This is a genomic window from Bradyrhizobium sp. AUGA SZCCT0176, assembly GCF_018130145.1.
In the GTDB taxonomy this organism is placed as follows: domain Bacteria; phylum Pseudomonadota; class Alphaproteobacteria; order Rhizobiales; family Xanthobacteraceae; genus Bradyrhizobium.
This window is the reverse complement of record NZ_JAFCMB010000001.1, coordinates 1,048,524-1,074,238: the sequence shown is the minus strand read 5'-3', so window position 1 is coordinate 1,074,238 and position 25,715 is coordinate 1,048,524. Positions and strand designations below refer to the sequence as shown.

The window sequence follows — 25,715 nt, the reverse complement described above, 5'->3', positions numbered from 1 at the left end:
TCTAACTCCGGCGCCCTAAAAGTATGCTACTTAAGACTGGGCGGAATTTTTCGCGTGCAACACGCCTCGCATTGAAGTAGCTCAAACGATAAACTCACCTTCCTCCTCTGCGTCCCAGTACGTGATACGAGAAGCCTTCACTTTAATGAGTACGATGTTGGGAGTATCAACGCCATTCCCGAACCACCGGTCCAAGTCGCTGGTCCAATGAGCTTTAAATATTGCTTTGTCTCGGATTAGCTCGGCCTGCCCTTCGACCGCTACATAGATGGCATCGGAAAAAATGCCCCCGTGGCTGGTAAAGCCAAGTGCCACCTTAGGGTTCTTTTGTATGTCAGCAACCGTCCGTGCTTGCTCAAATGTAAAATAGTAGGAGGTGCCGTCATACTTTACGTCACCATTGTTGCTCATCGGTCGATTGGCGATTTGGCCGTTTTCCGTGTGAGTCGATAAGATCGCAACGTCAATCCCCGCCATTCGTTGCGAAATATCTTCCAAAGATAACGATTCTTGGTTCATGTCTGGTCCTCGTCGCTTTCAAAAGCTTGTTTCGACAACCCTGCGTCCGTCGGCCGTCAAGTCAGCGGCACTTTTAATAACTCCTGGATGCGCCAAAGTTTCAGGGGAAAGCCAGGAGCTCTAAGCCCGCGGTGGCAGCGTGCCGGAAAGCCGGGCCGAGAGCAGAATGCGGGTTTACGAAGTCCGCTTGGTAACGGAGCGACGCTTATTGAAGTTTCGGCTCGCAGCCGCGGAGCGGAATTGTTCGATGGCTATTCCTAGCGCCGTGAGGGCGCCTTCTTCAATGACCCCGTGGTCATATTTGTCGAGCGTTTCGCGTACGATGTGGTCAATTTCATTTTCGATCTGCACCATATCCTCATCCGCGGAATCACGGACCTTAGCTGCTAGATCCAGCACTCTATCCCTGAGCGACGATACGTTTTCCTGCTCGTCCGGATAAAGAAAAGCGCGAAGACCTGCACCAAACGAACCTAACGCCGACAGCACAAGGATACCGCCCCAAAAGTAATCGCCGTAGCGCTCAAGGAATGTTCGTTCTGTTCCATCAATGTACGCAGCTACGCCAGGATGCGCGGGTATAGCCGCATCCTTTTCAGTACTAGGTTTTTCGATGGTCGCTGTATCAGGTATCTCGCGCAATATCATTTGACGATGAGCGAATAGCTCACGGGAAAAGGCCGCAGCAGCTTGCTCCGAGAGGGCTTTACCAGCGACGACAAGATCGCTAACCGCGACCACACTTAGTACTTCTGGCGGCAATGCTGGGTTAGAACCGAAAGCAGACTTTGGTATCTCTGCAGCCTCAATCGTCGGCTGTCGGAGGACGATCGCTTCGGCTGTTTCCAGGCCAAGAAAATTTGGCGCTTCCCGAAGCCGTGAGAACGATCGGAAGATTTCCGCAACCGCCTTGCTCTTGATTGCACCCATGGTCGCAAAGAAATTAAAACTTTTGTCACCTGCCATGGCATCCATGCTGCCAACTGGCACGATTTCAACCTTGTTGGGCGGAACGCCCTCTGAGGATAGGACAACATTGAGTAAAGCAAGGTCAGCAGATGTGCCGTTTAGCAGAGCGATTCTTGAACCGACGAGGTTCTTCCACTCTGTCGCTCGAGAAGGCTTTTGACCAGGTATGTGCGCCGTCCAAAGAAAAAGTGCACTTTTTCGTAACACAGCAATAGAAAGCAGATCGGCGGACATTACATCGCTTCGAACGGTCGCTAAGTCTGCGCCGCCTCTGCTCAAGAGCTCTTGCGCCTGGCCTTGGTCCACGACGGTTACTGAGAGACGTACAGAGCTTCGTTCACGAGTAAGAACACGAGCTATAGCTTCGACGATCCTAGCATCCTCGCTGGAGAAGGCCACAGCGATACGAAGGGTCATGGGCCTCAAGGTGACAAACAGTATTCCACTAGCGATCATTGCAACGAACAAGCCCGCCGCAGCCAAAGCGTACAGAATCTTGCGTCGATGTTCGTTTCTCCGCCGTCTAGACTTCCGCGACGCTGCCTTTATGGCCATGAAATTGCGCCTTTCGAAGGATACTAGACATTGCTTAGAGAGCAGGACGTCGCGTAACGACTTCTGCGATCGCTTTGGCTTCGATGGCAGCTCGACTAACGACGATCCTCTCAGACCACAGACTCTTAGTATTCACAGTTGAGCCTGTTTCGGTCCTGCCGACCGGCCATACCGATTGCTGCGAAAGCATCACCGATTCTGCCATGCCAACCTTAGCCGCTCCCACTTTGTTTCCATCCAGGTCAGAGATCTAATGAGAGGTTTTTGCAAGAATGGGACATCCTGCGCAATGAACAGGAGACCGAGGGGCAACATCCAGATACCCAACACAGGTAAGAAGCTAAAGACACCGCCAAGAATCAGCAATAAAGCGACAGTTAGACGAGCCGCGAATGAGGACGGCTTTCGCAACCACTGAATGAACCGAGAGATCCTGGCCGGCACTCGCCGATTGATCATTTCGAAATACCTATTGATCTCTTTATAAGAGGCAGTCATTTCATCTCGCATTAGCTATCGCCCGCGCAACTATTGGGAACAACGCTAGAGCTCCAGAGTTCCGCGGGTGCAAGACGTTGTTCGAAAGCGGCCTGCCGGAAGCTGGCGACAAAACGATCTATTCCCTCGCTCAGCCCATCCGAAAGGGACATTAGTCAGGCCGCGTGCCGCCGCGTCCCTTTGCGGGGCGGCATCCCGAGCGAACTGACACAACGGTGCGCCGAACACTTGGTGGGCCGAACAACCCCATGCCGATGCGCCGCTTGGTGCTTATGCGCACACCGGCCCACGCGGTAGGCAAGATTGCACGGTTAATGACGGCGGCGCGTGAGGACAGGATGCCGCTGGACGATAACCGGCGCCGAACAGCCACTCGAACCTGGGCTCAAACGTGCGCTACTTGAAAGCTGCGCAGCTTTCGAAGGCCCGGTGATTGGCTGCAAAAGATTGGGAAACGGCACACCGGGATTGAAATACTCGACAGAGCCGGTCGCGGACTCGTCCGCGAGCACTTTTCGCATAGACCGACCCGAACGCGGCGACCTAATTGCCCAATTTCAAGCAGCGGCGCGCCGGCGCCGGCGTTGGATCTTATGACCTACCAACTGAACAACATTCGGCGGAAGGTCCGTCGCTTCGGAATCCACCGGCGGCGTAAACGCGACCGGCGTGAGAAGCGGTTCAGCCAATGGCGTTTCAATCATGATTAGAAACTCACGGCCTTTCTCCGATATCTGCCACCCGCTAGGCTCTCGTAGCACGTAGCCGCTGGAGAAAATATCCAATCCAGGCGCGCGTGCGGCCAGCTTCTTCATCCTTTGTGACCAATCTGCGCCGCTACAAGTGAGAACCGCAACGTATTGCTTAAGGTCCGCAAGCGAGGCGCGCCCTTCAGGGTGTCCTGCTAAGACCTTCAAGACTGTGATCTGAAAATTCACGCCACGCCCCGCAACCGAGACCGAGTATAGTGGTGAAAGCTAAGGGCAGGATGAATTCTGGTCCATCTGGTTACGATCAAGAAACGGGACGGGATTGCCGATTTTTCCCAAGCGCGTTAAATCCGCAACATAATGGGAACTTTCCAGTTTGTGCAAGTTCGGCGGCGTTACTTGGGACGGCAGCCTTAAGAATCTTGCACATCTCGGACATGGCTTTGCTCTCGAGTGCCCTCGTCTCGTGCCCTAGCCGCCGCGCGATATGAGAATGGGCGGCGCAAGGATTAGTCGGAGCCCGATCTCGCGTATCCGCGCCTTTCTGCCTCGGAGGTAAAATGGCATTTCGGACAGGTAAATTGAATCATCGGCCGAGACGACCAGGACGGCTTGACGATGTTCAACGCCATCGGCCACGCCTTGCATTTTGGACATGGGATCAATACGGCATCGGGGGCGAGGTTGGGGGTTCTCATCCGATCCACCTCACCCCGCCCGTTCACACGGCTTCGCGTCGATGCGCAACTCCAGACCCGCGAGCGCCCATCCAATGCGGCATCGGCGCACCGTCACGGTGGCGTCCGCCTATACCGGCCGCTGCCCATGCGATGACAGCACCCAACAACAGAGCCGCGGCGACGGAGAACGCGAGGATCACCGAGCTCCGGCGAGATTTGGCTATCGCGGCCCGAGAATTTGCGATCACGCCATCGACCCGTTTTTCTGCTTCCGGCCCGGCAAGGCCGGTATTCGCCGCAATGAGTTGCGCCAGATAGGATCGGTCCTCACTGCTCATTCCCGAGTGGCTCGACGATGTTAGGAGGATTCGTCCGGCCTCCGCCCGCTCCTGCGAAAGGTCCACGTTTGCGGCGCGGCGCAATGGCCTGAACAACCGGTCGATCTCATAGCTCAACAGCGGCTCTGCAGCGCTGGTTCGTGCCGAGGACATGTTGCTGTTGGACCGTGTCAGGGACGCGCTTCCAAGCAACGCCGCAAGCGCCACCCCGAGAACGACGGCAAGCGCCCAGGCGGCGAGGCCATGCAAGCCGTCGCGCTGTTCGATTTCGTCAGCATCCAAAGCCGCCGGCGCGACACTCGTTCGCCCCGCAATGTACCCTCCCACGCCGAAACACAGTGCGGCCTGGATAATGAGATAGAGTCCCGACAAAATCCAAAGTGCGGCGGACGCGTCCCGCCACGTTGGCGCCGTCGACGAAATCCCCAACCCGATGGTCGCACCGAATGCCAACAGGATCGACGACAGCGCAGTTGCCACCAGCGCACCCAGGATCGCCGGCGTCCAATTCAAATACCTCGGGGGGACCCCAATGGGAGCCGCGCCGGGTTCGATCTGTTTCACCATGTCAGCGCAGTCCGAAGAACGACAATACGGCCAGGATGACGACGACCAAACCAACCAGATAAATTATACCATTCATTTTTCTCTCTTCGTTTTGCTACAGATCGCACTTAGAGTTCATGTTGCGCTTTGCGACGCGCTCTTTCCCGCCGCGTCGACCACCCGGCTGACCTTGCCTGAAAGGTCGTCCATCGCCGCCTTTGCGTTATCGATCGTGAGGCCCTGCCTGCGCGCTTCGTCCGCCGCGGTTTCGACGACGGTCGCCGCAACCGTGGCCGCCTTCTCGATCTGCTGGCCTGCGATTTCGGCAGCCTTGCTTTTCAGGGTCTCGCTGGTTTCGCCAAGGTATGATTTTTCGATGTCGGTGTTGGGCAAGGCCGCGGCGATGCCGGCGCCGATGGCCAATCCGATGGCGCCCAACGCCAGGGGCTGTGCCTTGAACAGATCGGCCAGGTTGCCTCGCACGGTGCCAAGAACATCGGCAGAATCGGGCAGGGCCTTTGCGTATTCCGAGGCCATGCGGGTCGCGGTTTCAATACCGTCGCTGCCCGTCTCACGGACGGCTTCGGCAGCAGATGCAACCCGGTCCTGTGTGGCGCTCATCGCATTCCTTGCCGCGTCTGGGAGGCGATCGAGGCCGGTCTTCTGAAGGATATCGCCCGGTGCCCCCCCGGCTTTGCCGGCGAACAGCCATACCAGTCCCATTCCGATGAGTGCCGCAGAGACCGGATTGCGTCGCGCCGCGTTGCCAAGGTCCTTGATAAAGTCCGAGCCTTTTTCAGTCATGTCGATCATCGAACCATCTCCCTCGCCGCCGCTTTGTCGCGCTGTACTTCTTTAATCGTTGCCGTCGGCTTCAACGCATCGCCCGACAGGCGGTTAAGGCCCACCACGATGAGGGCGACCGATAGGGCCGCTGCGCCGCCACCGGCGATGAGATATGCGATGGGCTCCGAAAAGCCGCCTTGTACGAGGGCAGCCGCCGCGGCAAACAACAGCAGGACAAGCGCTGGAATCATGATGACTGCCCCAGCACCCATCATTGCGGCAGCTCTCCCGGCCTGCCCGGCCTTTTCGGACAGTTCGGCGCGAGCCAGCGCAAATTCGTTTCCGATCAGCTTTGCAAGCTGACCGACCGCATCGCTGAACAGTTCCGGGATCGAACGATCAGTTCGAGAAGTCATCGCGGTACCCTCGGTTGTCTGCTGCGGAGGAGCGGCTGTCCGTTCTCATGGCTTGCGAACTCGGGCCGTCGTCACTGGAGGAGCTCTTGAGAAACCGAACGGCTCCAAAACCCGCCAGGACCGCCAACCCAAGGAAGGCCGTGGGTTGACGGCGTGCAAAGGATTGCGCTTTCCGGACCACGTCGTTCAGGTTGCCGTTGCGGATGTGATCAGAAACTCCCTCGATCTGGGAGGCCGCCTTCCGGATGTAGGTGCCCGCGAGCGGGAGATCCGTATCGAACTCCCGTGCCGCGCGCCGCATTGTATCCGCCAGGTTGCCGACGTATTCCGCGCCGGACGATTTTTGACTGTTGACCGCGTCCTTGAGCTTGTCAGTAGCCTGAGATGCAACATCCTTGGCCGCATCGACGAGATCGGAGGCTTGGCCCTTGATGGCGTCGGTCGAGCTTTCAGCAAGATCCTTCGCCTTGTCGGTGAGGTCTCGGCCAGCCGACATGGCCTGCTCGCTCAAACTTTTCGTTGATGCAACCGCGTCGTCAAACTTCGCTCTTGCGGAGTCCTGGCCGGAGGACGCCGTGCCTTGATGTGCAGTTCCAATGAGATCAGCCATGTCAGTTTCCTGCGCCGGTATGTGAATGGGGTGTCTTGTCCGGATCGAACGCGGTCGTGACAGCGCTTTCCGCCACGCGCCTGACTCGTTGCAGGATCTCGCTTGCCGACCCGTCCAGCTTGTCCGGGGTCAGGCCTTCCGCGCCGGCCTGCCGCGCCACGTTTTCAAAAATTTCGCCCGCTACGCCCTTGGCAGCGTCGAAGCCTTTGGAAGCCGCTTCGCTCGCCCGCCTTCTGGCGGCCGCGGCTGCGTCGCCGACGAGATCTTCCTCCAACTCACTCTTGGGAAGCGCACTCGCAATCAGACCTCCGACCAACAGGCCGACGCCGGCGACCAGAAGTGGATTCTGCTGGATCGTATCCAACATGGTCTTTCCGGCGCGATTGGAATAATCCGCTGCCCTGTCCCGAACATCCCGGGCCGCTTCCAGCCCCGCATTCGCCGCCGACGAGGCGGCGCTTCGCGTGGCGGCGGCTGCACCAGCGGCGATATCACGCGACGAATCCATCGCGGAACCAGCCAGTTCAGACGCACTGTCTTTCATATCGGAGACACGCGTATTGATCGCGTCGCCTGCCGAGGCGGCCGAGTCCCTTAGCCGGTCTGCCAGACTGAGCTCAGGCGTCGAGGACGTTGCGGTGCGGCGAACCTGGTCCGCGCCCGCGGACAGCACGTCGCTAACGCGTCCGGCGGCATCCGAAACCGCACCCGTTGCCGAGCTGACAGCCTCTCCAACCTGTGCCGACATATCCTGGCCACGCCGGCCGAGTTCGTCCGAGAGATCGGAGGCCATGTCGGAGGCTTTTTGGGTGATCGATTGGCCGCTCTTTGTGCCGGCGAAAAAGATTCCCGCGCCGACCATCAGCACGGGCAAGGGAATAACCCTTGCGAACCTGAAAAGCGGATAGGCGAGGCTTGCGCCCACGGCCACCGCCTGCATCGGGTTGCGGCGCGCGGCCGCCGTTATGTCCTCCAACATGCTTTCGCCTTTGGAGCGGACGTAGCTCGTGACCTCCGCCTTTATGTTTTCGGGACTGATGCGCTGGCGAATTTCGCTCGCGGTGTCGGTCACGCTCGCTTTGAGCTGATCTACCGTTTGGGTCAGACCTTCGCGCGTCTGTTCGGTCTCGCGCTGTAGCTCTCGGAGCGATCGATCGGCCGTCTGTTGCATGACCTTGATTCCTTGCTGTACCAAACCTGAACTCTCGGACATTGCCTATTGTTCCCGACGCGTTTTGACGCTGGCACTCTTGGCTACGGCGGCGATCACGGTCGCGAGCGACTGCGGCGCTACATCATCACTCCGCTGCTCCTTGTCCGCTTCGAAATTTCCCAACCGGCAAACGATGATCCTGGCCGAAGCCGCCCGTCGGGAGAACTTGCGAACCGTGAACGACGACCTCGCCTCCGATACCTCCTCCAGAAAACAGACGCAGATCGTCTCTGCGTTGCCGGCGTCAATCTCGGTATCGGCACCGGAAACACGGGCGTTGAATCCCTCACGTTTCAACGCATCTGCGACAATCAGCGCGGCGCAATCGTCGAGCCGACCCAGTCCGGGTATGCAGAAAACCGGCTTGCCCAGCTTGCGCGCGTCGATGTTGACGATCTTCCCCTTCCTGGCGGGCACTTCCGCACCCGCGCTCCCCTCAGCGGTCTCGTGCGCGGCGATATCCTCGATGATTTCGGAAACCGTCTCGTGGATATTCTCGAGCCTGACGTCGTCAAGCCGGCCCTGGGCGGCATCGGCCTCAGCCAATCTCAGGGCGCCCAGCAGGATTTCTTCGTAATAGGCCAAAGCGGACCCCCTCTTCAGGAACGACCGCGCCTGTTCGATCGCGTCAATCGGATCGCCCGTCAGCATGCGCTGGTATGCGGTCTGCTGCGGCGTCAACGCCGGCTGGTCTCCCAGCATGACGTCGATAAACTGGAGACGGTCGACGTGCCTGGCAAACACGACCAGACACAGCGTCAGCGGAGTGGAGAGCAGAAGCCCCAGGGGTCCCCAGAGCCAAGTCCAGAACGATGCGGCTACGACCACGGCGACCGGGGACAGGCCGGCACTTCGCCCACAGACCAGCGGCTCTACAACATGGCCGGTCAGCGGTTCCACCATTGCGAACAAGGCGATCGTCCACAAGGTCATGGTCCAGTCGCTCCCGACCGCGGCGGCCAGGGCAATTGGCAAGCCGGCAGCGAGGATCGCGCCGATGTAGGGCACGAAGCGAAGGATCATTGCCAGCAGTCCCCAGAGCGGCGAACTCGGGACGCCGATGACGGCCAGGCCCAGTCCGATCACGACGCCGAAAGTCGCATTCAGAATGAGTTGCGTCAGAAACAGCCTGCCTAACCGTTGCCCTGCGTCATCGAGCGCCGCCGTGGTGCGCTCCAAATCCTCGCTGCCGAGCAACCGAATGAACCGGTCGCGCAGATCCTCCCGCTGAAAAAGGAAGAAGATGAGGAAGATCACCACGATTCCGGTGGTGGTGAAGGGAGCTGCGAGCGGTCGCAACATTGCGATCAGTGCCTCCGACGCACCCGGGTCTGGCTGATGGACTTCGACAGGGATAGGCGTTTTTGCCGGGCCGTCCGACAACGATGGCTTCGCCGTTTCAGCATCGCCACTTCCGGGCGACTTCAGCTCCCTGTCCAGGTTCTTCAACAGGCTGGAGGCGTTCTTGAGCACGCCCACGCTGCCAATCCTGTCCCGCAGGTTATGGATTTTTTCGCCCAACGTGGATTGATAGCGCGGCAGGTCGCTCGCGAGTTGGTTGACCTCGATCATCACCATCGCCGCAAGACTGAGGGCGATGGCCAGCGCCAGGCTGACCGCACTGAGCACCGCTATCGACCGCGGCACTTTCATGCGCTGGAATGCCCTCACAAGGGGCGACAAGACAAAACTCAAGAGGATGGCGACTGCGATCGGGACGAGGATTTCACGCGTGAAATAGAGGGCGGCGACCACAAGTGCGCCGATCAAGAAGTTTGAAAATGCCAAGCCAGCTGGGACCAACACCTCTATCTACCGATGCGCGAATCAACCCAGCACGGGAGTGCGCCGCGTAGCCACTTAATGGAAATCCTATTGGAAGGTTCCAATAGCCAACAACATGAGACGTTGTCTCGATGCGTCTCCACAGATGTTGGGTGCCTGCAATAGTCACCGGGACGAAGTGGCAATCGTCGGTGCCCTCGTTGCTCCTCCGCTGACCCTCAACGGAACCAAATCTGAACATTGCACTTTCATCGATGCATCATGAAACTGGAGGAAGGACTCAGCATTTGGCATCTGCTCCTGTGATACTCGCCCTTGGCACCGGCGTGGCGGGCGCTCTGCGATGACCAGCCCTTTGCCACTTGCCGTCACGGGCAACGGTCGTTTACCGAACTCGGGCGAGATATTTAGCTGTCCGACTTTGAGGCGTGGACGCAACCCGTTCTGGCGGCCCTGATGCAACGATCCGGCCGCCCTCGTCGCCCGCTCCCGGCCCAATGTCGATGATCCAGTCGCTGGCTGCCGCTACCCCCATATCATGCTCGACAACGACTACGGTGTTTCCAGACTCGACGAGACCGTCAAGTTGAACCATCAGTTTCGCCACGTCCGACGGGTGCAAGCCCGTGGTGGGTTCGTCAAGCACGTAGAGTGTCTCGCCACGTTGCGAACGTTGCAATTCGGTGGCGAGTTTAATGCGCTGTGCCTCGCCGCCTGATAGTTCCGTGGCTGATTGACCGATCCGAATGTATCCCAGGCCGACCTCTTGAAGAACGCCCAAGGACCGACGGAGAGATGCGTCGTCGGTGAAAAACTCAAATGCTGAATTTACCGTCATGGCGAGCACATCAGCAATCGACTTGTCTCGAATCTTGATCTCCAGCGTCCTCGCGTTGTAGCGCGCCCCCTTGCAGGTCGGGCAAGGTGCGTACACACTCGGAAGAAAGAGCAGTTCAACGCTTACAAATCCCTCCCCCTGGCAGGTTTGGCAGCGTCCCTTCGCAACATTGAATGAGAAACGACCAGCATCATAGCGCCTGGCGCGAGCCTGCTTCGTGGCTGCGAACAGCTTGCGGACATGATCGAAGAGACCTGCATAAGTCGCAAGGTTCGAGCGCGGCGTTCGGCCAATCGGCTTCTGATCGACCACAACCAGCCGCTTTATGCCGTCGAGACCTTCGACAATGTCGCCACCAAACGTTTCTACGCCCGCATCAAGTGCGTCATCATCTTCGCCAGGCTCCTTTCGCTGACCCAGTTTGTCGCCAACGGCCTCCACCAGAAACTGACTGATCAGGCTCGACTTCCCGGACCCCGAAATTCCGGTGACGCTCGTAAATACTGCCAGCGGAATGTCGACGTCGAGACGGTCGAGGTTGTTGCGGGTAACTCCCCGAAGCTTGACCCATTTTTGAGGATGCCGAGGCGACCTCGTGGCCGTTTGACCTTCCGCAAACAAGTAGCGCCGCGTCTGAGATTCTCGCACTTCGGCGAGGCCTGATAATGGACCGCAATACAGTATCTCGCCGCCCTGCTCTCCGGCACCCGGGCCGACGTCGACAATCCAGTCCGCGTGTCGGATGATGTCAAGTTCGTGCTCGACGACGAAAAGCGAATTTCCCGCAGCTTTCAAACGCTCCAGCGCGCGAAGCAATGCCTCGGTGTCAGCCGGGTGAAGTCCAGCCGACGGTTCGTCCAATACGTAGACCACCCCAAACAGGTTGGATCGAACCTGTGTCGCCAGACGAAGTCGCTGTAGTTCGCCGGGAGACAGCGTCGGCGTGCTGCGCTCAGGGGTCAAATAACCGAGCCCGAGATCGAGCAGCACGTCCAAACGCCCGAGAAAATCTTCCGTAATACGCTGGACGACGAGAGCCTTCTCAGGATGAGTGTCGGAAACACTGCTTCTGCCATTCAGATAGGGTTGAAGAAGTTCGCCAAGTCGCTTCAGCGGCAGCCGTGAGATTTCGGCGATATCCATTCCGGCAAAGGTAACCGATAGCGCCTCCGGCCTTAATCGCTTGCCGTTGCAGACTGGGCAGTCGGTACTGGACAGAAACTGCGTCACACGACGTTTCATCATCGCACTTTGCGTCGTGGCGAAGGTCTGCAGCACATACTTGCGGGCGCCGGTGAAGGTCCCCAGATAACTGGGCTCCTCCTTGCGCTTGAGCGCTCGCTTTGTCTCGGCGGGAGTATATCCGGCGTAGACCGGCACTGTCGGTTGTTCGTCAGTAAAGAGGATCCAATTGCGGTCCTTCTTCGGAAGCTCTCGCCATGGCCTATCGACGTCGTAGCCGAGGGTGACCAGAATGTCCCGCAGGTTCTGCCCTTGCCATGCAGTCGGCCACGCGGCGACGGCCCGTTCCCGAATGGTCAGCCTGTCATCAGGCACCAGCGAGCGCTCACTGACCTCGTGGACGCGGCCGATGCCATGGCAATTCGGACAGGCTCCCTCTGGCGTGTTCGGCGAGAACGCCTCCGCGTACAGCAACGGCTGGTTAGCCGGGTAGTCACCAGCGCGCGAATACAGCATTCGCAGCAGGTTCGACAATGTCGTGACGCTTCCCACCGACGACCTCGTGGTGGGCGATCCGCGTTGTTGCTGCAGCGCCACCGCCGGGGGCAGACCCTCGATCTCATCGACCTCGGGCACCGCCATCTGGTGAAACAGCCGGCGCGCGTAGGGTGAAACTGATTCAAGATAGCGGCGTTGCGCTTCCGCATAGAGCGTACCAAACGCCAAAGATGACTTGCCGGATCCTGAGACGCCTGTGAATACCACAAGAGCGTTGCGAGGAATTTCAAGCGAGACGTTCTTTAGATTGTGCACACGGGCGCCAAAAACACGAACAAAGTCGCCCGCAGTACCATTTTTCAGCTTTTTTCGGTTGTTGACGGCGGCGTCCATTTTGTCCCTTCAGCACAAGCGAGGACAGTGGTCCAACCCGTCCAAGAGGCTGGGAAAACCCTTCGGCACGGTGCAGGTTCCACAGACGGCATTTCAAAAAGCTCGCTGAAATGGTCGACGAGGCACGGAAGACCGGTTCGGCTAAGGGCGCTTGTCGGAGACAACTGCCCCCTCTTCGTCCCGTCGGCATCGGAACTGCTCGTCGCTGTCCCCGACTACCCTATCGCGCTGGTCGCATGTCCGCGTCCCTGTCCAGAAACCTTGAAGCCCCTCGTCTTGCGACCCCCACACGGTCCCAACGATGATTTTGGAACGATTGCCATTTTTTCCCGTTACCGGCATGCTTCAACCCCTTGCCGTGCAGAAACATGAAGGACTTTGCGGATGCGTCATTTTCTCCGGAAGCGATACAGATGATGGATATCGCGCTCCAGGATGCCATCAACGCACTTCCGGAGCCGGTCAGTTCACACATCATCCATCGCTTGGCGGAAACAATCCTTCGACTCGTCCGGGATGGCGAATGCGATCCACTCGCTTTGCAGCGGTTAGCGTTGCTTGAGCTCCAGATCGGGCCGGACAGTTGACTTTGGCGGAGGGACCTTGAGCAATTTTTGGGATAACGTCAGGCGCCAGATTGCCAGTACTCGCCATCCAACAATGATTTTGGCCGCAATAGCGACGTTTCTGGCTTGGGTGGTCACAGATCTGCTCAGAGCGACTCTTGGCTAACGGCTACTTTCACGCAATTCTCGAGGTCAGCGGTAACGTCGAACGTCGCGCTCATTTTTATCGGTTTGGCGTGGTTGAAAACTGTTGCCGGGAAACGGGGCGAACGAAGGTTCAAGAGCTGACCTAGTCAGCAATTCAAGGGAGGCCGGTAGAAGCGTTCCATGCACAGGCATTATTGAGTCAGAAGCGAAGAACTCCGAAGATGAGGAGAAGGACCACCGTAACGACGGCCGAGAGGATGAGCGAGCCAAAGCAGCCAATCCGGTTTGAAAAGAAGAAAAACATGTGACTTCAACCTCAAGCTGGAAACTATCGTCCCGGCCGCAACACGACCTTGATCACACCGTCCTTCTTGTCCCGGAACTTCTTATACATTTCCGGCGCGTCTTCGAGGCTCGCAGGATGCGTTACGACGAAGCTCGGGTCGATATCGCCAGCTTCAATGAGCTTCAGAAGCGGCTTCGTATAGGCCTGCACGTGGGTCTGGCCGGTCTTGATCGTCAGCCCCTTATTCATGGCTGCGCCGAGCGGTATTTTGTCGCCCATGCCTACGTAAACGCCGGGTATTGAGACCGTACCCGCCTTGCGGCAGCACATGATCGTCTCGCGGAGAACGTGAACCCTATCCGTCGCCAAAAATGCTGCAGCCTTCACTTTGTCAAGTACGGCGTCGGTCGCGCCGTGACCGGATGCCTCGCAGCCGACCGCGTCGATGCAGCTATCCGGGCCACGTTTGTTGGTCCGTTTCATGAGTTCGTCGTAGACATCGGTTTTCGAGAAATCGATAGTCTCGGCACCGCCGGCTTCTGCCATGGCCAGCCGCTCGGAGACTTCGTCGATTGCGATCACGCGTCCGGCTCCAAGCAGCAGCGCGGAGCGGATCGCGAACTGCCCTACAGGACCGCAGCCCCAGATTGCCACGGTGTCGCCCGGCTCAATCTGCGCGTTCACGGCGGCCATATAGCCGGTCGGGAAGATATCTGACAGGAACAGCGCCTGCTCGTCAGTCACGTTGTCCGGTACCTTAAGCGGCCCCACATCAGCCATCGGAACGCGGAGATACTCGGCCTGCCCGCCGGCGTATCCGCCCAGCATATGGCTGAAGCCGAATAGCCCAGCGGGCGATTGACCCATGGCTTTTGCGGCGATTTCGGCATTCGGATTGGTCCGGTCGCAGCACGAAAACAGGCCCTTCTGGCAGAACCAGCATTGGCCGCAGCTGATGGTGAAAGGGACGACGACGCGATCGCCGATCTCTAAATTTTTGACTTCGGACCCGAGTTCAATCACCTCGCCCATGTTCTCATGGCCGAGGATATCCCCGCTTTCCATGGTCGGCTGATAGCCATCAAGGAGATGGAGGTCGGAGCCGCAAATTGCGCAGGCGGTAATCTTGATCACCGCATCTCGCGGGTGCTGAATCTTGGGATCGGGCACCGTGTCGACGCGAACGTCGCCTTTGCCGTGCCAACACAATGCGCGCATGGTCGTTCTCCATTGCGGAAACGGCATGCACAACCCTGGTCCATGTCGTCTGAGCGCAACAGCGCTCATGCCCCAAACGTTCCAAATGCAGCAAGACGATTCACAGTCGCAACTTGACAGCGCGCCTCTTTAAGCAAGTCAAGACTAATCGCCGGCGGCCGCGCCGTTTGCCATCAACTGCTCCGACTTTATGCCCCGCGCCTTTACTTTTAGAACCCCCAAGCGGCCCTCTATGGCTGACGACGATCGCCTAAGCATGAGCCCAATCGAGAGGACTGACTTCCCCGCCGCTCGCAACTCGAGAAGCCGCCGGTCGTCCTCCTGGGACCATTTCGTATTCCTTTTACGCGCCATTGATCGAGTCCAGTTGTACGGTGGATAGGATTCAGGGTCGTTAAAAAGGCTCCGGAATTGTCCGGAGCCTGACATACCTGCGCCCTTCGATCCGGTCCCGGTTCAACTTCGACGCTGATCCGCGAGTTCCTTATAGGTAGCGAATTATCCAGCGCAACCGACCATGGGCATATGCGTGTCAACGTGCGGACTGGACGTGCTGAAGCGTCTGAGCGTTTCTCGCAGGCTCGGTTCTAGCCGATCGCCCATCGGCGACGACTTTGGCACCTCCGACCCAAGCAAGAATATATGCGCGGTAAAATTACGACTAAAACGCCCGCCGCGCCGTTGCCCGAGCTGCGCTGTAGTTCGCAGACAGCAACCGATCAGACCATGGCCAACGTTAACATCACCGCCGTCAGGAGTTTCGCCAGTGCGAACATCCTGCCAAGCAAAATTGGTATCCGCCCATAACGGCGAACAGCGCCCAACTAGCCCGATCGATACAATCGCATTTTCGGTGGAAAGGACGAGCGGTGCCGCGCAAGATACTCTGCCAACCGAAAGGTCGATGCTGCGGCAGACGTTGCCGGAGTTAAGCCGCCGTTGTTGCAGATAATTCGTCGTGCTTTGTCTTCAGGCTGTCGACGTTCAAGCCCGTGGCCTCAATTGCCAATTTGATCGCTTCGCCGAGGTTGCTCGCGATCAGATCCGCCTTTGCTGCCTCGCGGAGCCGCTCCAACTCTGCCTGATCAATGTCCTTAAGCCAACAGCACAGAATTATGGCTGCTTTCGGCAATTTTCGACGAAGACGTCGAACGGCATAGCGCATATGAGCGGGTCCAGTCCCATCCAAATAGACTAGGCATACTATCGAGACACCGTCTGTCTGGAGCCGAAAGATATTGGAGGTTGTCAGCGCTTCGGGTCCCTCGACGCGAGCCGCCAGCCCATGTGCAGAAGAAAGCTGCGCCAGCATAATGGCGGCGGCTTCATCAATTAAACTACGCCCACCCATGCATAAAATCGGACGTTCGCTCTGCCATTCGCTTGGCAGATCCTCCTTGCTGACGATTGGCAGATTTGCGTTTGGCGCGTCTTCAGCCACGCTCTCCACCGCCGAGGTCGCTTCTGCGTCCGAAGTTGAGCGGACTTTTGGCGCCGGACGATCGTCCTGATCAGAAAGGTTGTTAGCAAACTCGATCGCCGCATCTCTAATTTTTGTCAAACGTTCCTGATCGAGAGCGCCGCGATCTGCATCAGCTTGAGCCAATTGCAAGCCCTTCAACGCTACTTCATCGTAATAGGAACTAAGGGATCTCTCCTTCAAGAACTCTTCCGCCTTATCGGAAGCTTCGGTTGGATCTCCCGCAAGCATCCGCTGATAGAAAATCTCAGGTGGGGAAAGCGCGGGCCGGTCACCAAACATTACGTCAAGAAATGCTAAGCGTTCCACATGCCGCCCGAGCACCACTAGGCAGACAGTTAAGGGAGTCGCCAACACTAGCCCGATTGGACCCCAAAGCGCGGTCCAAAACGTGGCAGACGCGACAACGGCCACTGGGGAAAGCCCGGTGCTGTGACCATAGACCATCGGCTCGATCACGTGCCCAACAATCGGCTCCACTATTAGAAAGAGGCCAAGAGTCCAGAGCAGCATCGACCACGTCGGATCCACGGCAACGGCAAGAGCCAATGGAAAGGCCGCGGCGATAGCTGCACCGATGTAGGGCACGAATCGCAAAACAGCCGCTAAGATTCCCCAGAGGATGGCACTTGGAACACCTATGAACCATAGGCCAGCGCCAATGACTACGCCGAACGCTCCGTTCAATAGGAGTTGGATTAGGAAAAGCCGACTGAGGCGCCTGGCCGCGTCGTCGAGTGCTGCCGTTGTGCGTTGGAGGTCATGCGACCCTGCGAGCCGAATGAGCCGGTTACGGAGGTCTTCCCGTTGAAGCAAGATGAAAATCACAAAAATGATAATGATACCCGTCGTAGCGAGTGGGTGCAGGAGTGGCGAGATTAACGCCTGCAAACTTTCCAGAGCGCCTGGATCCGGTTGCCGCACCTCTACGGGCACTGGAGTAAGTGGCGCTTTGGGGTTGACTATCGTATTCGCACCGAGTGCGGACCCGGCGTCTTTCGGCTTATCGAGTTCTTTGCTCAAGTCCTTCAGCATCCCAGAGGCGCGTTCGAGTGTGCCCCGGCCAGCCGTGGTGTCTCGAAACAGCTGTATCTTCTCACTTATCGTAGATTGATAGCGCGGCAACTCACTAGCGAGTTGCGTTAATTGCGATGCAAGGAGGCTGCCTATTGCAAAGAGCAACGCAAAGGCAAGGACGACGACGCTTACGACCGCAATTGCGCGAGGAACGCGCGTTCGTTGAAGCAGTCCCACAAGGGGGGCCAGGACAAAACTAAGCAGAATTGCCAGCGCAATCGGGATGACGATGTCGCGTCCGAAATAGAGCGTCATCACGATGATTACAGCCAGAACCGCGGTTGCTACCGCACTTTGCAGTGCAATCAATTCCTCTGAGGTGCGCGCCTTGAATGGCTGATTGGCCATCTTGACCTCTGTTTAACGCCAGAAGACTGGTCCGGGCTTCGGACCGTCTTCTATCCCGCTGAACTTTTCCGATGAGACGGCCAGAACAATGTCTTTGATGGCTGACGTTACTGGGCCGGTTGTCGTTTGATGGACCATACGTCCGTTGCAAGAACTCCAATGAATACTGTGAGCCATGCGGGCCAATTGCCGGCCTTGATTCAAGAAAGTTGAGAAAGTGCACTCTCTGCGGTGGGCTATGGTCATCGGGGCGCTCGACAGTGCATGCACGATATCCTGAAAGACCAGGGAGATGTTGCAGCGCAGGTTGAACGAGCAAAACTGTCCTTCGTTCCTGTGCCTGAGGGGCAATCGCGCGTTAGAAGAGATGAAAGAGGTGCGGCGTCCTAGGTCGGGGAAACGTTCTCGAACCGCCGCGTTTGTTCCCTGCTAGGCTACCGCATGATCCCATCGTGGCGGTCAAGTTTTATCTGGGTGCAATGGCATGAGAATCGAGTGGCCGCTGCCTTGTTTATTCCCTATGCGGGTTGGGTCGCCTTCGCTTCCCTTCTCAACTATTCCCTTTACCGGCTCAACTGACGTCGCCTGGCCCGGAACTCGTGAGATTCCGAAAACTATGCCAGTAGAGTAATAATGGGCCGGTTGGACGTGAATATGAACGGCTGTTCAATAACTTACGCCAATTTAATGTCGCACATCGGAACGTAAGATATGCGCATCAATTAGCACTCCACATGTAACTGGAGTGTTCAAATGAATAAGTTAGCTATCATATTTGCCGTCGGTGCAGCAGCGGTGCTCGCCGGTTCTGCCGCAAATGCTGCGGACAATACGGCGAAGGCGAAAGCGTCAACCGTCGTAACGCAGCCGTCTACCGACATCAGTTCTCAGCGTCGGCATCATCGTCACTACGGGCATCGTGCCTATCGTCCGTATTACGGCAACAGCTACGGCTATTACGCCCCCCGTCCCTACTATGGTGGCGGATACGGCGGCGGACCGTACTATGGCAGAGGCTATGGTTATGGTGGCCCGAGCGTTTCGTTCGGGTTCGGCGGTGGCCCGGGCTGGTACTAGAAATAAGAAGCCCGCAGCGATGCGGGCTTTTTCTTCGCCGAAAGAAGAACTCTGCGCGGCCAATCTCGTGCCACCGCCCCTAGCAGAGTTATAGGCGTGAACGTTTGATCTGCTGATGCATCCACTCGAACATGTTTTGATGCTGCGTATTCATGCAGTGTATCACGAACATTGGCAGCGTTATCCAAACTAAGTCTTCGAGCGCCGTCCCGTATCCTTATTGAGCGGGCTTTTTCGTTCCTTCCGTAGTCCTTCAGGCAGCGGGTAATTACCTTCGTCCGGTCCCGGCATCGGCTTGGGCCCGTACGTCCGCGCCCCACTCACTCGGCTACGATGCCAGGAATAAGAAGCTAGTCATCAGCAAATTGGAGGCTGAGACTGTTCGGACCATTTTTCGTCTCTATTTGGAGCTAGGATCGTTCAACAAGCTCGTTGCCGAACTCGATCGGCGGAATATCGTGACCAAGTGCCGCCGCTTTGTTCTTTCAGGAACCTTTTAGCGTGCGCCGAGTCGGACTCTACGCCTTCCGGTCTTCGCCCCCGTGGGCCGGCGGGCAACTCCAAGTGACGGCTCCAGTACACCCGCCGCGTGCTGGGGCCGTTCTTTGTAACGCTCCGTAGCGATGAATCGCGCTAAGGATGCCTTCTCATGAATGTCTGGGTCTACGTCGATACGAGCAGACAGGTGGGAGACCTCGACCATCTACAAATATTCGCCAGCGAGGCCGCAGCCGAGGCTTGGTTTCGAGATCACGATCCTGAGGGCGTGGCGTTCGAATATCCTGTCCGCACCATCGGCCCTAAGACAATAGAAGGGTAATGAGAGCCAGCGCGGCTAGGGCCAGCGAGCTATATCCTGCGATACCGAGCCAATCGATGCGCCGGTTCATACCGGAACGCTGATCGTGAGAAACCCAGGGATTCTTGACCTAAATCAAAACAATTGCGGCGCTTGACGAAAAATCCCGCCGTTGCCAGTTTTTCCCGAATTTTTATCAGAAGAACTACTGAGTTGGTAGCTTGCCGGAGATCGAAAAACCCCGCCGGTTAGGGCGGGGCTAAGTCGAGGTAGCATCGCTTCTCTAGCCCGCGTGAGGGCTGCTGACAGAGTAACGATCCGGTCGGTATAGTCGACCGCCTTTCCCGCATGCTTGCCTACTTATCCCGCATGCGTCCCGACATAATAATGCCGCCTGCGCACCATCGGCACAAACGGCCCCGGCGCGGAGAACGCCACGCTGCACCAAGGCCGCCAACCCCGTGGGGGTTTCTCCCGGTTGGAGGTTAGGGGCATACCGGGAGCGCCAGAATCGATTCTTGGGACGCTTAAGGAGTTCCAAAGAAACGGCCCCAGCGCCGCGCGGTGGGCGAACACTGGGGCCGACATTTCCTCGAATGAAGCGCGGGGGGGACGTTGCATCATTCGGTCGTGCACCAACTAAGCGATCCGGTCAGGAATCGTTCCGCTCCCTTAGCGGTCGGCTCATTTCGACATTCCTACGGAAGATAACGTCTCGGTGAACGAAACCGATTGCCTTCCTCCACGCAGTCGTCCGGAAACGAAGCCGGAGCAGTCTCCTCGTCGCTGACAACAGGGGATTTCAAAATGATTGCTCTCACAGTCACCGCCATTTTAGCCGTCTGTGCCGGAACATTGATCGCGCTGGCATCGAGCGATTTCGGCCCGGAACTAGTCCTCGCCGTTGTCAGCCTCGTATAAGTACGGCAACAAAGAAAAAGCCCAGCCTTCACCCGGCGGGGCTAGTGGGGTTGGTGCGTTTCGAAAAACGCAGGGCATTGTTACCGCAAGTCGGTTGCCCCTCCGAACTAGTTGGGAGTACCCCGATCTGGCAGAGGTGAGATTGCTCTCCACTCTCCTGTATCCTCACCAACATGTCCGACGATGCCGCCAGATTTCGCAAGCTAGCTGATGAATGCCGCGATCAGGCCGATCGCGCGATAAACCCGCTCGATCAAGAACGCTGGCTGAAGCTGGCCGGAGACTGGGCCAAGATGGCGCAGGAAGCCGAAGCGCGGCACCGCTAAATGAAGTTGCCCCGCCTCGCACCATCGGCACAGACGAGGTCCCCCTGGGGAACGAACCGCATATTGGGGTATTTACCCTCAATGCCGCACTATCGTTTTGAATTAGCGAATGGACATCGGATTCCTGACCCGCGGGGCCTCAATTGTAAAGATAACGAGGATGCAATCGCCAAGGCGCACCAAATTGCGAATGCGATGGCTGTTGAAGTCGGCGAAACGCCTCGTTGCCTTGTCGTAGTGGACGATGAAGGAAACGATCTCGGCAAAGTGCCAATCGCCCCAGCGCCATGAGTGGTTAGTTCAATTCAGCCGGCTTATTCGAAACTCCAGCTTGGCATGCAATACCTCGCCAAGTTCGTCTCTGACCCAGATCGTGATGTCCGATACCGTCTGACCAGACTGCATCAAATCCCACCCTAAGTTGCAAAGTGCCAAGCCGGCTTCCACACGAGCGACATCGAGGTCGGGGAAGCGCTCGCCTTCCTCATCAACGGACCGCGGCGCGTCCCCTATTTGAATGTCGAAATGATATTGACCCATGCAAGGCAAGACCCCGACCCAGGAATTCGTTCCGAGGCTTGCCTCCGTTTGGACAGCGCCCAGCGTCTTGAATTAACCTATGTCGTATACGCCCCTGACGCTGTGAACCTTGCGATGGTTGGAAGTAGGAACAGGCCTTGGACGGAGCTAGATGATCGCCGGCTGCTTGAATTACGAGACCGCGGCAGATCTTATCTTTCGATAGCGGTGGCCATGAGACGTTCGGTCTCTGCGATTAGAGGTCGTCTGAGTATTGTACGGGCCCGGGCGAGACCTCGCTAAAGACCGATGCGTAGACCGGGAACGTCGTTCCAACTGCGTGCAGGGTTCAAATCCGTGCAGAGCCATGTGCTAAAAATCACATACGCCAACCTGATCCCCGCGTATTTCCCCGGTTACTGGCGGCGGGAATGGTCTCGCCCCAATGACAGGGTGATTTTCAAAATGTTTACTCTTAAAATCACCGCTATTTTGGCCATCTGTGCCGGAATATTGATCGCGCTGGCATCGAGCGAATTCGGCCCCGAACTTGCTCTCGCCGTTGTCAGCCTCGTATAAGGCGCCGTTTTCGCGGGCAAAGAAAAACCGGCCGACCTGGACCGGCGGGCTTGGCACTATTCGGCCTCTGGATTTCTACTCGGTTTTGGCTTCGAAAGTGTCGCGCAGGACGCCCGCCCGCCGGATGGTGGTCACGACGCGGTCCGCGATCGAGCTATGGCAGGAGGCGCGTAAGGTGGCGACATTCCGACCCAAAGAGTATGACCCGCCTGCGCACCATCGGCACGGGGTACAGATCGAGTGGCTTGCGATCACGCAAACGGCCCCAGCGCCAGTACGCAACGCAGTTCCGCCTTTCATTTGGGAAGGTTGCTACCCCAGCTAACTCTCAGGTGGCCAATTCTCAAAGCCCGCGGTTCTTGGATCGACACACGAAATTCTCGCATTGTCCTGATGGCGGCTCCTGAGCGAGACCTTCAGTTTATGGGCCTTGAAAACAACACCGCCCACCGTTCGATCCATAATCTCCGCAATTCTCGGAACAGGGTATCGCTGCGCAAGCTGTTGGAGGTCCCGAATATCTTCGTCAGTCCAACGCCTGCCCATCGACTTACTCCACTACAACCGAGTCGGGAAAAAGCGGAAAATCCGTCCATTTGGAACGGCGCCCTGCGTCTCGAATTAGCCGCGGATAGGCGGCCCCAGCGCGCCTGGGGATGCACTAGGGCCGCCATACCGCATGGCAATGGCGGTTGCCAGCAGGTTTGCCAAGTTACCGCAACCCGTTTTAATCATTCCGAACTATTCTGGAGTACCGCAGTTGGCGGCGCCCCGCAGCTGGGGCACTTTCTTCTTTTGCGCACGATCGAGGGGGAACAAGTGGCAACCGCTCCGAGTTAGAATCCCCGTCTAATGGATTTTAGACATCGTGCCTTCACGGCCTCAGCGCGCGGTATCCCCCCTTATGCGCTGGGGCCGTTTTTTTAAGTCGCTACCGTCACCGACATCGACTCCACCCAATCTCATGCATCGGGAAAAAGTGGCAACCTTTTCAAGGCAAATGAATTGGAATGTCAGAACGCATCTTGGAAAAGATGGACGACGATTTTCCGCTGAAGGTTGCCGTGCAGCGAGCGTGGAACTTGCACTTGGCGACGCACGACGATGTCGATGCTGCCGATTCGCGTCGTTGCTCGCTTGAGAGGTACCTAAGCGGAAAATGGCAAGCAGGTGAAAGCGATCCAGAAGAACTGACGTGCTGCGGCCTTTCCTATCTAGCTCGCTTAGGTTCTGAGAGTTGGTGAAGGAGGATGGCAAACTTCGCAATGGGTTTGATCCGCCTAGCTGCTCGAAGCGCTCGACCCGAGTGGACGCTGGGCGCGATCGCAAGTCTCATGGCTGCCGGTATCAGCCTATCGCTTCGATACGCTTGTGGATAAAGGGCCTGACCCGAAACTACACGACTTATTATGTAAATCATGGTGGATCAAAATGGCGGACACTAACGGGTTGAAACTGATCGGACTTGCCTTTGCAATCGTGACTCATGCCGTAACTGCAACAGCGGCTGTGGTCGCGATTTGAGATGCGGCCATGGAATACAAAGCTGTTCAGTTTGAAATCGTTCATTCGACAAATCCATTTTGCTGGAAATGGATCGTCTTTCTCGACGCAACCAGGATGCAAACTGGTATCGCACTTACACGGGCCGACGCGGTATCGGATGCCGAATTCACCATCGAGAAAGCGTTGGAGAACCGTGGAGGAAGCCCGGCGGAGAGACGCGAAACATTTTAGTTTCCATCGGAGCGCCGCACTCAAGCGCAAATACCAAGTTTTCCCGAATCTCCTTTCCGGCAATGAACTCCGCTGTTAGGTTTTCGGTTGGCGCTCACCAAACCGCCGCCGGGAGCGCTTTGGAATGCCCCCGTCCGCGTCAGCCCCCCGGACGGGGGTTTCATTTCATTGAAGGCGCTGGAGTTTCGATTCGGAATCACTGCCCCATGCCATTTACAGTGTTTGCCGACGTTGACGATCATCTCGTTTCCGCGACTGCCGAAACCGCGAAAGAAGCATTTGCCAAAGCGGTCGAATGGCAGGTCGTCCGCAAGCTCGCCGACGTTACTATTAGCGACGGCATCAAGCGCTATTCGATTGACGAGTTTTCATCAATTATCGCGAACGATAGCGACGGCCTATAGCGCTAGCCATGCTACTTCTTTTCCCCGGAATGGCTCTGCCGCTCCAGGGCCGCCTCAGTTGTCGGCCTTTTCATTTCGCGAGCCGCAAAAAAGCGGCCCCAGCAGCGGCGGGAGCCTGCGCCTGGGGCCGCTCATTCCAACCGAAACGCCGAAGCGCCAACGGCGACCAAAGCTAACGCAGCTTGGTTGAATCGTTCCCAGCTACTTTGGAGTACCTCCGCGGCGCTTTCGTAAACAAGCCGGCCGTTGGAACGCTGGGCCGGGAGAGGAGTTTCTACGCGGTTGTTTTATCGGGGAGTAAAATTGTGAGTGACGTGCAAGAATTTAATAGGTTGGCCGTCGGCGTTCGCTTCAAGATCAGTGAACTCGGAGCCACTCGATTGCGATCGCTGGCCGGCAAGACGGGGATCGTGGTCGAGGTTTTTCGAAGCAATACAGGCGTCACCGTACTGTTCGATGGTGCCAAAAGACCAACTTGCCTGCACAGGGATTTTATCACCCCAATTTCGCGTAATTCATCGGCATCGGCGCCGGGCCGAACAACTCGACGAGATAGCTCCGCCGGCCCTAGCTCAGAGTCACCACCCCCATTGTAATCAAAGCGTCACAGACGTGCGGCAGGCTTAGCCCGCCGGGATTTAAAGACCCGGCCGGGGAAATGCCGATGCCGCCAGAGCGAATATACTCCGCTCTGGCCGGCGTTGTTGCGGTGAGACGGAATTGGACCCCTCGTCAAGGGACGACAAATGATTGATCAACAGTTGGCTCGCCTGCATACGCATCGCAGCAATATTCAACGCTATCGCAACCTATTGCAGACCAGTCTGACAGACCTTGAGCGTCAGTTTGTCCAAAGGCGCCTGAGCGAAGAGCAATCCAATCTGGAGAGGGTGGTCACTGCCCTTCCCAGCTGGGTAAGGGACGCCCCGCCTCCTTTGGCTTAGCAAAGCGCCGTCACGATTCAGCTTGCCACCAGGGCGAACCGGCGTCGGGACCGGTGAGTGCGGATCGGGATCTGGTTTCGGTCTATTGCACATCTTAGCCCATCCCCATCAGCAGTCTGTTTGACGATCGCTTGGCTGCCGCGGGAGACTTCATCTCGAAGAGGAAACGTCCCCCAGGGCACCGAGGTGCCGGTAGAACTCACGGCTCCGGAGGTCGATCCGAACGTTGCAATCTGGACAGAGCTGAGCCGCAAGCTACCGAAGGCGTTCTGATAGAAGCCGACGATACTCTGGTCCACGGATGAGTTGACCGTCGCGCACGTGTGGGCGGTGCCGGTCTGAGCGCCGTTCTTTGTGCCCGCAACCAACGGCGTGGTTGGGTCAACCCAAGTATATTGGACGATCTCGGAAACGCATGTCCCACCGCCGGCCCATGTCAGCGTCGGCGCGGGGCTTGAGGGCCTGGTGTCGAAGCTGGTCGATCGACCGTACGGCCGGGGCGGTCCCCCAACTGGGTGAAGGTCAAAAACCCCGCCTCTCCTGCCATGCTGCGGGCCAAAGATGCGTACTCCTGAGGACGACAATCTCGCCGGCGCGATCTCAACATGAGTTCCATGCAGTGCGCGCATAGTGCTCATCAAAACCTGTCCCGTTAGGCGAACGTAACTCGATGCGCTGGAGGAATTGCTAATCCAGGCCTAAAGCCCTCGTCGCCAAGCAATCGTATTTCAGGCTTGGCGGCGGGGTGTAA

24 protein-coding genes are annotated in these 25,715 nt (G+C 57.5%); 11 read left to right on the top strand and 13 right to left on the bottom strand.

The features are described 5' to 3' along the window. Positions 1-81 precede the first annotated feature (81 nt). From JQ600_RS04955 to uvrA, 10 genes are all read right to left on the bottom strand, one after another. Positions 82-519 carry a pyridoxamine 5'-phosphate oxidase family protein gene (locus JQ600_RS04955; RefSeq protein ID WP_212387400.1) on the bottom strand — a complete coding sequence of 146 codons (438 nt, stop codon included), beginning with the start codon at positions 517-519 and terminating at the stop codon, positions 82-84. Between the two features lie 174 nt (positions 520-693). Beyond that, positions 694-1,722: a TRAP transporter substrate-binding protein gene (locus JQ600_RS04950; protein ID WP_212387397.1), complete on the bottom strand. Its 1,029-nt coding sequence runs from the start codon at positions 1,720-1,722 to the stop codon at positions 694-696. A gap of 1,376 nt (positions 1,723-3,098) precedes the next feature. Further along, positions 3,099-3,479: a hypothetical protein gene (locus JQ600_RS04945; protein ID WP_212489714.1), complete on the bottom strand. Its 381-nt coding sequence runs from the start codon at positions 3,477-3,479 to the stop codon at positions 3,099-3,101. A gap of 493 nt (positions 3,480-3,972) precedes the next feature. Next, the gene (locus tag JQ600_RS04940) at positions 3,973-4,836 is read right to left on the bottom strand and encodes a hypothetical protein (protein WP_212387391.1); all 864 of its coding nucleotides are present in this window, start codon (positions 4,834-4,836) and stop codon (positions 3,973-3,975) included. 114 nt (positions 4,837-4,950) lie between these two features. Next, complete coding sequence (locus tag JQ600_RS04935; RefSeq protein ID WP_212387388.1) at positions 4,951-5,628, bottom strand: hypothetical protein; 678 nt, start codon at positions 5,626-5,628, stop codon at positions 4,951-4,953. Further along, positions 5,625-6,017 (bottom strand): phage holin family protein, encoded by a 393-nt coding sequence (locus JQ600_RS04930; RefSeq protein ID WP_192740480.1) that lies wholly within the window; start codon positions 6,015-6,017, stop codon positions 5,625-5,627. The genes JQ600_RS04935 and JQ600_RS04930 overlap by 4 nt, the downstream gene beginning before the upstream one ends. Next, on the bottom strand, positions 6,001-6,627 hold the full coding sequence (locus JQ600_RS04925; protein WP_212387386.1) for a YtxH domain-containing protein: 627 nt from the start codon (positions 6,625-6,627) through the stop codon (positions 6,001-6,003). Before JQ600_RS04925 ends, JQ600_RS04930 begins: the two co-directional genes overlap by 17 nt. A gap of 1 nt (position 6,628) precedes the next feature. Then, on the bottom strand, positions 6,629-7,798 hold the full coding sequence (locus tag JQ600_RS04920; RefSeq protein WP_212489713.1) for a hypothetical protein: 1,170 nt from the start codon (positions 7,796-7,798) through the stop codon (positions 6,629-6,631). Positions 7,799-7,843: 45 nt separating this feature from the next. Continuing rightward, complete coding sequence (locus JQ600_RS04915; protein ID WP_212387382.1) at positions 7,844-9,610, bottom strand: AI-2E family transporter; 1,767 nt, start codon at positions 9,608-9,610, stop codon at positions 7,844-7,846. Between the two features lie 400 nt (positions 9,611-10,010). Next, the gene (gene uvrA / locus JQ600_RS04910; RefSeq protein WP_212489712.1) at positions 10,011-12,536 is read right to left on the bottom strand and encodes an excinuclease ABC subunit UvrA; all 2,526 of its coding nucleotides are present in this window, start codon (positions 12,534-12,536) and stop codon (positions 10,011-10,013) included. Between the two features lie 368 nt (positions 12,537-12,904). Here uvrA and JQ600_RS04905 point away from each other — a divergent pair, with 368 nt between their 5' ends. Further along, positions 12,905-13,123: a hypothetical protein gene (locus JQ600_RS04905; protein WP_212387376.1), complete on the top strand. Its 219-nt coding sequence runs from the start codon at positions 12,905-12,907 to the stop codon at positions 13,121-13,123. A gap of 454 nt (positions 13,124-13,577) precedes the next feature. Here the strand turns inward: JQ600_RS04905 and JQ600_RS04900 are convergent, their stop codons facing one another. Next, complete coding sequence (locus tag JQ600_RS04900) at positions 13,578-14,753, bottom strand: zinc-dependent alcohol dehydrogenase (protein ID WP_212387373.1); 1,176 nt, start codon at positions 14,751-14,753, stop codon at positions 13,578-13,580. Between the two features lie 928 nt (positions 14,754-15,681). Beyond that, positions 15,682-17,658 (bottom strand): AI-2E family transporter, encoded by a 1,977-nt coding sequence (locus tag JQ600_RS04895; RefSeq protein ID WP_212387369.1) that lies wholly within the window; start codon positions 17,656-17,658, stop codon positions 15,682-15,684. Positions 17,659-18,099: 441 nt separating this feature from the next. Here JQ600_RS04895 and JQ600_RS37195 point away from each other — a divergent pair, with 441 nt between their 5' ends. The 6 genes from JQ600_RS37195 (at position 18,100) to JQ600_RS37535 (ending at position 21,072) form a co-directional block, all read left to right on the top strand. Continuing rightward, on the top strand, positions 18,100-18,237 hold the full coding sequence (locus JQ600_RS37195) for a tryptophan-rich sensory protein (protein WP_212387363.1): 138 nt from the start codon (positions 18,100-18,102) through the stop codon (positions 18,235-18,237). Between the two features lie 174 nt (positions 18,238-18,411). Beyond that, the gene (locus JQ600_RS04885) at positions 18,412-18,735 is read left to right on the top strand and encodes a hypothetical protein (protein ID WP_212387361.1); all 324 of its coding nucleotides are present in this window, start codon (positions 18,412-18,414) and stop codon (positions 18,733-18,735) included. A gap of 365 nt (positions 18,736-19,100) precedes the next feature. Further along, a complete protein-coding gene (locus JQ600_RS37190) occupies positions 19,101-19,235 on the top strand; it encodes a recombinase family protein (RefSeq protein ID WP_283815718.1) in 135 nt (44 codons plus the stop codon). Positions 19,236-19,384: 149 nt separating this feature from the next. After that, the gene (locus tag JQ600_RS04875) at positions 19,385-19,555 is read left to right on the top strand and encodes a hypothetical protein (RefSeq protein ID WP_212489711.1); all 171 of its coding nucleotides are present in this window, start codon (positions 19,385-19,387) and stop codon (positions 19,553-19,555) included. Between the two features lie 1,073 nt (positions 19,556-20,628). After that, positions 20,629-20,781, top strand: coding sequence for a hypothetical protein (locus JQ600_RS04870; RefSeq protein WP_212392419.1), 153 nt, complete (start codon positions 20,629-20,631; stop codon positions 20,779-20,781). After that, entirely contained in the window at positions 20,782-21,072 is a 291-nt protein-coding gene (locus JQ600_RS37535) for a DUF6894 family protein (RefSeq protein ID WP_409363362.1), read from the top strand. A gap of 9 nt (positions 21,073-21,081) precedes the next feature. On the opposite strand, the gene JQ600_RS04865 is transcribed toward JQ600_RS37535, so the two are convergent. Next, a complete protein-coding gene (locus JQ600_RS04865) occupies positions 21,082-21,321 on the bottom strand; it encodes a DUF6894 family protein (RefSeq protein WP_212392418.1) in 240 nt (79 codons plus the stop codon). 336 nt (positions 21,322-21,657) lie between these two features. On the opposite strand from JQ600_RS04865, the gene JQ600_RS04860 reads away from it, so the two are divergent. From JQ600_RS04860 to JQ600_RS04845, 4 genes are all read left to right on the top strand, one after another. Beyond that, a complete protein-coding gene (locus JQ600_RS04860; protein WP_212489710.1) occupies positions 21,658-21,879 on the top strand; it encodes a hypothetical protein in 222 nt (73 codons plus the stop codon). Positions 21,880-22,889: 1,010 nt separating this feature from the next. Beyond that, positions 22,890-23,123: a hypothetical protein gene (locus JQ600_RS04855; RefSeq protein ID WP_249135668.1), complete on the top strand. Its 234-nt coding sequence runs from the start codon at positions 22,890-22,892 to the stop codon at positions 23,121-23,123. Between the two features lie 289 nt (positions 23,124-23,412). Then, positions 23,413-23,616: a hypothetical protein gene (locus JQ600_RS04850; protein WP_212391875.1), complete on the top strand. Its 204-nt coding sequence runs from the start codon at positions 23,413-23,415 to the stop codon at positions 23,614-23,616. Between the two features lie 206 nt (positions 23,617-23,822). Continuing rightward, positions 23,823-24,020: a hypothetical protein gene (locus tag JQ600_RS04845; RefSeq protein WP_212489709.1), complete on the top strand. Its 198-nt coding sequence runs from the start codon at positions 23,823-23,825 to the stop codon at positions 24,018-24,020. Positions 24,021-25,715: the final 1,695 nt, after the last annotated feature.